Genomic DNA, 8,160 nt, shown 5'->3' with positions numbered 1-8,160 from the left:
ACACCGCAGGAGATCTACTTCGGAAAGGAAGACCTATAGCAGTCTGACCTAAACTAATCTAGGCTAAAAAATGGTCTTGACAATGGGGTCCACCATAGGGTTCTTTATATTATCGATTAGAAACGCTCCAAAACCTCCAGAAAATCCAGCCCATAAAGATCGAGTTTTTTGACCCCAACTCCCTGAAGACAGCTCATCTCGTCCAACGAATCCGGCCGTAGTTCCAACATCTGGCGCAAGGTGGCGTCGTGAAATATAACGTAGGCTGGAACGCCATGCTCTCTGGCCAACTCCAGTCTCTTCGCCCTCAATGCCTCCCAAAGGGGATCACCGTCGAATTCCGAGGAGTCTTTGGCGGAAGCCTCTAACGAGCTCGATCTGCTGCTTTTCTCAGATGTCTTCACCTCGTCCACCCGGAAGGAAAGGCACTTTTCTCCACGTAGAACCGGCCAGCTATCGCCGCAAAGACGAAGTCCTCCGTAGCCGTCCGGGACCACTGACAGGACTCCCATGGCCAACAACTGCCTGTAGACCGAACGCCACTGTCTTTCGTTCAGCTCATCGCCTATTCCGAAGGTGGATACCTGATCGTGCCCGGCTTCCAGTACCTTCTTGGTTCCCCTGCCAAGAAGCACGTCTATGAGGTGCCCTGTTCCGTAGATCTGCCCCGTTCGGTAGACACATGACAGAGCCTTTTGAGCCTGTACAGTGCCATCCCAGGTCTCCACGGGGTTCAGACAGGTATCGCAGTTCCCACAGGGAACGTCGCAACTATCCCCGAAAAAGGAAAGCAGAGAACGGCGGCGACAGCCGGTGGTCTCACAATAACCCAACATGATCTCCAGGTTTTGTCGACTGATCCTCTTGTATCTTTCATCCCCTTCGGACATCTCTATCAGTTTGAGCTGCCCCGTAACATCTGCCATACCGTAGGTCATCCAGGCATCGGCTGGCAGACCATCTCTGCCAGCCCTTCCCGTTTCCTGATAATAGGCTGCCAGGCTCTTAGGCATATCAAGATGGGCTACGAAACGGACGTCGGGCTTGTCTATACCCATTCCGAAGGCAATGGTGGCGACCACCACGACCGCATCCTCGTTCTGGAACCTTTCCTGAACCGTCCTTCGTTCCTCCGCTCCCATGCCACCGTGGTAGGACAGAGCTTTAATTCCGTTATCTCGAAGCCACTGGGCTATCGACTCTGTCTTTCTCCTGGTCATGCAGTAGACGATGCCCGAGTCGTTACGATGACTTCTCCTGAGGAAATCAAGCAGCTGTTTTTTCGGCTTTTCCTTCATGACCACCTGATAGCGGATGTTCGGCCTGTCGAAGCCTGAGACGAAGACCTTTCCTCCGTTCAGGTCGAGCCGCGAAAGGATCTCCTTTCTTGTGAGCTCGTCTGCCGTCGCTGTGACCGCTATTCTAGGGACTCCCGGGAAGGCCCTACCAAGCTCCCCTAGCCGAAGGTACTCGGGGCGAAAATCGTGCCCCCATTGGGATACGCAGTGAGCTTCGTCTATGGCTATCACGGAAAGGGAGATCCTGGAGAGAAAATCCATAAAGCTCGGCTTCATGGCCCTTTCGGGGGCCACGTAAAGAAGATCCAACTCCCCTCTCATGGCGGCCCGGGAGACCTGCACGAACTCCTCGTAGTTCATAGTCGAATTCATGTAAGCGGCCCTCACTCCGCTCTGAACAAGCCCGTTTACCTGATCGTGCATCAAGGCTATTAGTGGAGAGATCACGACACCTATTCCGGGACGTAGGATGGCCGGTATCTGATAGCACAGAGACTTTCCTCCTCCGGTGGGCATGAGGACAAGACAATCCCCTCCACCCATTACGTGGTCTATAGCGTCCCCTTGATTCAGACGGAATTCGTCGTACCCGAAAAGGCGCTTCAACAACCCACGAGGAGTCTCGTCCATCAATCAAATCATCTCCTGACTACAAAAAAAAAGCGAGACCCCTCGGGATCTCGCTTTAGAAATGCTATGGCGCGCCGGGCAGGATTCGAACCCACGACCTTCTGGTCCGTAGCCAGACGCTCTATCCAGCTGAGCTACCGGCGCACTCTTTAATGGCGGAGAGAGAGGGATTCGAACCCTCGGATCCGAATCGGATCACGCACTTAGCAGGCGCGCGCCTTCGACCACTCGGCCATCTCTCCACGCAACGCAGCATATTCTACATACGGGAGAGGTTTCTGTCAAGCCGATCCGAGAATTTATTCCTCTGACTCTCTATCTCCACTCGCATTATCCTCGGAGACGACCTCTACAGCCTCTTCTTCGGCAGGGAAGATCTCCGGATCGAGTATCTTAACCTCCACCTTTTCGGATATCTCATCCAGGAAAGTCCTCTGGAGTTCCTGTCTCTTCTGGTTCAAAACCATCGACTGAAGCTGCTCTCTGGCGTCCTCGAAGGAGGTAACCTCTCTATCCTTGGCGGACTTTCTGTAAACGACTATGAAATCGTCGCTGGCGACCTCCACCGGCTCGGCATACTGACCGTCGTCCATAGATGCGATAAAGGCCAGATTTTCCGGCAGAGAGTCCTTCTTCAGGAACGCAGGTTTTTCGGACCCGGTGGATCCTGTGAGATCAGAGGAGGAAAATCCCTCCAAAACCACGTCCCAGGACGTTCCGGACGAAAGCTCCTCGTAAGCTTTATCCGCAGCCTCTTGGCTGCTGAACTCGGCCGCAAGCACCTCGAATCCCTCGGGAACTGTAAAGACGAAGTCCTTTACACTATCGTAGAGGCCCTGAAGCTCTTCGTCGTTTACCTTGGCGGCGGCGGAAGCCTCCTCCAGAAGCATCTGCTGAGAAAGCTGGGTCTTAAGCTGTTCTCTGAGGGCATCCATAGTTATGCCCGTTTCCTGAAGGTACTGCATAAAGGCCTCTTTCGTCGGGAACTGATCCTCTATGCCCGACACGGCCCGATCCAGTTCTTCCTTGGACGGGGTGATGCCCAGAGCCTTGACTTCCTTGACAAGGGCCTCCTGAACGACCATTTGATCGAGTACCATCTGCCTTATCATGGGGAGATCGGTTGACGTAACGTCCTTTATTCCAGATCTCTCTACGTAGTCCTGTACGGACCTAAGAAGCTGACTCCTCATCAATTTCTTGCCGTCTATCTCGGCCACCGCATAATCCTCGTTGCCGCTACGGCTGCTCTTACCTCCGCCTACCCCGTACATCAGGGGGATAGCCAAAACAAAACACAGCAGGAAAAAGACGAGAATCCATTTCACCTGTGTACGAAGCGTCCTCAACATCAACGTAAATCTTCCCCTTTCATGATCGCTTTTTTCACGATACCTACGGATGGATATTGTATCACAGCCCGGTTATCGATCATACGCCATATTACACCTCCGCCAGAGAGAAACCTATTTTTCCCTCCGTCTCCAACGGAACCGCCAGAGATGCCACGTTTTTCATGATGTCCTGAAGCTCGGCCAGAACCTCTTTCGACCGCTCCTCAGGGCATTCACAGACTATCGAATCGTGGACCTGAAGGACCATGGACACATCCGGATCCTCCGCAAAAGACCTGGAGACGGCTATCATGGCTTTTTTCGCTAGGTCAGCGGCGGTACCCTGTACCGGAGAATTTATCGCCACCCTCCTGATATGGCCCCGATCCCTGTTATTGCCGGTGATGACCTCCTCCAGAGGCCTTATCCTTCCGAACAGGGTCTCTGTGTAGCCTTTGGCGATTGCCTCGTCGGCGCTCTTGGTCACGTAGGCCTCCACACCGGGAAGGGCCGCAAAATAACGGGACATTATCCTGTCCGCCTCGGACCGACCTACCCCCAATCTCTTGGCCAAACCGAAGGCGCTCATGCCGTAGAGAAGTCCGAAGGTCACCATCTTGGCGGAACGTCGCAGCTCTTTGGTGACCATAGAGGGGTCCACCCCGAAGACCATGGATGCCGTTTCTGTGTGGATATCCCTGCCGGATCGGAATACGTCAGCCAACCTCTTTTCTCCCGATATATGGGCCAAAACCCTCAGCTCCACCTGAGAGTAATCGGCTGCGACGAAACATCGCCCTTTCTCCCGCGGGATCAAAGAGCTTTTTATCCTATCGGACCATTCTCCGTATGCCGGCAGATTCTGCAGGTTGGGATCTCTGCTGCTGAGCCTGCCTGTACCGGTGGTATCGCTCTCGAAGGTGCTGCGTATGATACCGTCTTCACAGACGGAGCTCATCAAAGGCAGGGCGAAACCGCTGGACATCTTTGACAGTGCTCTATGCTCCAGCAGCATGGACGGAACGGCGTTGTGAGGCTCCGGAAGTTCCGCCAGCTGCTCCAACACCGTGACGTCCGTGGAGTATCCGGTCTTCGTCTTCTTCACAGGAGGAAGGCCTAGCCTATCGAAAAGAAGGGTCCCGACCTGTTTGGGAGAGTTGAGGTTTATCGATTCTCCGGCAGCGGAGGTTATCTCCTCCACTATCCGATCCAGACGTTCTTTCAGATCCGATATGACATCTTGAAGAATGGGTTCCTCCAGTTTTATGCCGGATTTTTCCATCGATACCAGGACGGGGACCAAGGGCATATCTATATCGCACAAGACCTCGGAGAGCCCTCTGGACTCAATCGTTTGAGATAGATCGTCTCGAAGACGCCATAACGCCATCGCCCGTTCCTCCGTGAATTCGGGACAATCGTCTCCCATAACCGACGGCATATCGTGAGAGCCTTTATCTGGATGGAGCAGATAATCGACGCTCCTGAGATCCCAGACTCTGGAGTAATCCGAAGGAACTCCCATGGCGACCAGCAATCTCTTGTAATCCGAGGTAATCACCGCCCCCCTCTGCAGCCAGGAAGATAACTCGGAGGGCATCTCGCTACCGGACCAGAACCGCCCGTCTTTAGAGCACACCACCAGAGGATCGGCCACGAGCGACATGGGATACTCTCCGGTCCACTCGCCGTGAAAGGCAAGCTCGTCGCACATCAAGAGCTCGTCCAGCTCGACCGATTTAAGCTCCACCAAAGGGAGAGACGGCGCTTCTTTCTCTACCGAGGAGCCTCCGGAAAAACTCGTTTCCCCACAGATGAGATCTCCCATCGATCTTTCCAAGGAACTCATACCCAGCTCCCGACAGAGAGCAACGAAACCGTCCGGATCGGGAACTCCGCACACCAGGTCAACATCGTCCGGAGCCCCATCGACGCTCAAGGTCGTCAGGATAAGGGACTTCCTGGCCAGGTCCGCGTTTTCCTCCAGCTTCTTTCTCTGACCGGCGGTCAGCTCCGCCGTATGGGCCAATATCCCCTCCAGATCTCCGTATTTACCAAGCAACCGTCGAGCGGTCTTGTCTCCTACGCCCGGTACGCCGGGGACGTTGTCCACGCTGTCTCCGACCAAAGCCAGATAGTCGGCCATCCTGGCGGGAGGGAAACCGTATTCTCCCTGAAAGGTCTCGGCATCCCACCGGTTGAAGGAGGAAATTCCCTTGCCCGGTCTTATCACCGTTATGCCCTCGTCCAGTATCTGAAGCATGTCCTTATCGGACGTGACCACCAGAACGGAGGTACCCTTCTCCGCATACTCCCTGGAAACGGCGCCTATGACGTCGTCGGCCTCGACACCGGGACGACATATCACCGGGATACCCAAAAGCCCCAGCATTTTCTTCAATATCGGAAGCTGTACCTTGAACTCCTCCGGGGTGGGTTTTCTCCCCTTTTTATATTCGTCGAACATCTCGTGACGGAAGGTCTTCCCAGGGGCGTCGAAAACCACCGAGAGAGACTCGGGAGCCCACTCTTTTTTGATCTTGGAAAGCATGTTGAAAAAACCGACCAAGGCGTTAGTCGGCGTTCCATCCGGAGCGGTCAGTTCGGGAATGGCGTAAAAGGCCCTGAAGGCAAGGCCGTGTCCGTCCACGAACATAATAGGTCCTTCGGTCATATCTCTCCTCCTCTTTCACATGTTTAAGGTATAATATCTTTTTGACGCCATCAATTGTACCAAGCAAACGATAAACAGGGAGGAACGGAATATGTCTAAAACCGTAAGAGTCCGATTCGCCCCCAGTCCGACCGGGGCTCTTCATATCGGTGGGGCCCATACAGCGTTGTTCAACTGGCTCTGGGCCCGACACATGGGAGGAAAATTTATCCTGAGAATCGAGGACACCGACCAGGTTCGCTCCACCAAGGAATACGAGAATACCATCATGGCCGGAATGAAGTGGATGAACCTCGATTGGGACGAAGGCCCCGATGTCGGAGGAGATTTCGGACCATACCGCCAGACCGAAAGGCTTCATCTCTACAGAAAATACGCCGACGAACTATTGGAGAGAGGGCTGGCCTACAAAGACGGCGAGGCTGTCATCTTCAAGGTCCCTCTGGGAGAGGACATCGGCTTCGAGGACATGGTGTACGGATCAATCGACGTGGTCAGCGACTCGCTGAAGGACGGCAGGACCGGTCAAATGAAGGACATAGTCCTGATGAAGAGCGACGGAATGCCGACCTACAACTACGCCGTCGTAGTGGATGACCACACCATGGGCATAACCCACGTAATAAGGGGCGAGGACCATATCTCCAATACTCCCAAGCAGGTGCTCCTGTACAAGGCATTGGGCTGGGAATTACCTACCTTCGCCCATCTCCCGATGATACTCGGAAAGGACAAGAAAAAACTATCCAAACGCCATGGGGCAACCAGCGTCTACGAATACAGGGACATGGGCTATATGCCGGACTCTGTGTTCAACTTCCTGGCCCTGTTGGGATGGGCTCCGTCCGGAGACAGAGAGATCTTCGACAGAGATCTGGCCATAAACGAGTTCGACCTTAAGAACGTCAACAGGAAACCCTCTGTTTTCGACATGGATAAACTCAACTACGTCAACCAGGGGCATCTCCACGCCCTCCCCACCGCAAAGAAAATCGAGATGCTGGCACCTTTTTGGAAGGAGGCAGGCATAGACCTTTCCTCCGTAGACGAGAGCTATATGGAAAAGGCCTTCGATCTCATGGGAGGCAGGGGCAGGACCGTCAAGGACCTGGCGGAGTTCACCGACTACTTCCTCGATTTCGCTCCTGTGACGAAAAGGTACGATGGAGAGGTATCCGACGAAACCAGAAAGACCCTCCGGGGGTTTTTCTCCGATATGATGAAACTGGACACCTGGACGGCATCGGCCATGGAGACCTTCGCAAGAGACTGGACCAAGGAAAAAGGAGTCAAGTTGAAGGACGTAGCCATGCCTATGAGGTTTGCCATAACGGGACACAAGGTAAGCCCGGGGATCTTCGAGCTAGCCGAGTTCATGGGTAAAGAGGAGATCAAGCGCAGGTTGTCCCACTACGGATTTCTGTAATATCCGGGTATACGAACGTAAAAAGAGAGAGGAAGCCGATGATAAAATCGGCTTCCTCTCTCTTTTAGATCTAGATCGATTTCAACCGATCAAGGACGGATTTACCCCTCGGGGGTGTACTCATCCTCTTCGATCGCTCCCTTGGGGCATTTGGAGGCACATGCCCCACATCCCACGCACTTCTCCGGGTCTATGACGTGCTTCTCCTTTACCTTGCCCTCTATGGCACCTACGGGACAGGCCTTCGCACATATAGTACAGCCGATGCAGTCTTCTTCCCTGACACGGTAGACCTTCTTAGATTGGGGCTCAGGAGCTTCGACCTCATCGGGAACCTCGCCCTTTCTGTAGGTCCACTCGCTCTGGAAGGGCTTACGATCGGCCTTACCGGTATCCAAGGTCACGTTGGACTTTCTCTCATAGGTGGATATGGCGAAATCGCAGGTCATAGTCAGAGCGTCGACCGGACAGATATCGTTGCACTGGGCGCAAAAGCAGCATCTGTCGTTATGAACGATTATCTTCTTCGGATCCTCCGGAGACCTCTCTATGGCGTTCGCCGGACAGACCTTCATGCACATTCCGCAGCCTATGCACTTCTCCCTGTCGTAACCGACCTTGCCTCTGAAACGTCCCCAGGTCTCGACCGGTTCGTTCAGATCGATCTCCCCCTTGGAGGCTGCCTCCAAGGCACCGGTCAGATCGTCGGGCATATGAGAGACCGGATAGGGGTTGGTGAAGGCCTTCTTGAAAAGATGTCGCAGTATCTGTACCGACATGGCATTCAGCATGATCTCA

5 protein-coding genes and 2 tRNA genes are annotated in these 8,160 nt (G+C 53.9%); 1 reads left to right on the top strand and 6 read right to left on the bottom strand.

Translation table 11 applies throughout. From position 1 onward, the window contains the following. Positions 1-116 precede the first annotated feature (116 nt). From recQ to L2W58_RS12130, 5 genes are all read right to left on the bottom strand, one after another. The gene (gene recQ / locus L2W58_RS12150) at positions 117-1,928 is read right to left on the bottom strand and encodes a DNA helicase RecQ (RefSeq protein ID WP_236103681.1); all 1,812 of its coding nucleotides are present in this window, start codon (positions 1,926-1,928) and stop codon (positions 117-119) included. Positions 1,929-1,995: 67 nt separating this feature from the next. After that, positions 1,996-2,072: transfer RNA gene (locus tag L2W58_RS12145), tRNA-Arg, on the bottom strand. Positions 2,073-2,081: 9 nt separating this feature from the next. Further along, positions 2,082-2,170 (bottom strand) — tRNA-Ser (locus L2W58_RS12140). A 57-nt stretch (positions 2,171-2,227) separates the two neighbouring features. After that, complete coding sequence (locus L2W58_RS12135) at positions 2,228-3,280, bottom strand: peptidylprolyl isomerase (protein ID WP_255700547.1); 1,053 nt, start codon at positions 3,278-3,280, stop codon at positions 2,228-2,230. Positions 3,281-3,371: 91 nt separating this feature from the next. Continuing rightward, positions 3,372-5,936: a DNA polymerase gene (locus tag L2W58_RS12130; RefSeq protein WP_236103679.1), complete on the bottom strand. Its 2,565-nt coding sequence runs from the start codon at positions 5,934-5,936 to the stop codon at positions 3,372-3,374. Between the two features lie 91 nt (positions 5,937-6,027). Here L2W58_RS12130 and gltX point away from each other — a divergent pair, with 91 nt between their 5' ends. Next, on the top strand, positions 6,028-7,362 hold the full coding sequence (gene gltX / locus L2W58_RS12125) for a glutamate--tRNA ligase (protein ID WP_236103678.1): 1,335 nt from the start codon (positions 6,028-6,030) through the stop codon (positions 7,360-7,362). 101 nt (positions 7,363-7,463) lie between these two features. Here the strand turns inward: gltX and L2W58_RS12120 are convergent, their stop codons facing one another. Continuing rightward, complete coding sequence (locus L2W58_RS12120; RefSeq protein WP_236103677.1) at positions 7,464-8,153, bottom strand: 4Fe-4S binding protein; 690 nt, start codon at positions 8,151-8,153, stop codon at positions 7,464-7,466. Positions 8,154-8,160: the final 7 nt, after the last annotated feature.

Origin of the sequence: Dethiosulfovibrio faecalis (assembly GCF_021568795.1) — a bacterium.
Lineage (GTDB): Bacteria > Synergistota > Synergistia > Synergistales > Dethiosulfovibrionaceae > Dethiosulfovibrio > Dethiosulfovibrio faecalis.
The sequence above is the reverse complement of the archived record's forward strand: the minus strand, read 5'-3'. Positions and strand labels throughout refer to the sequence as shown.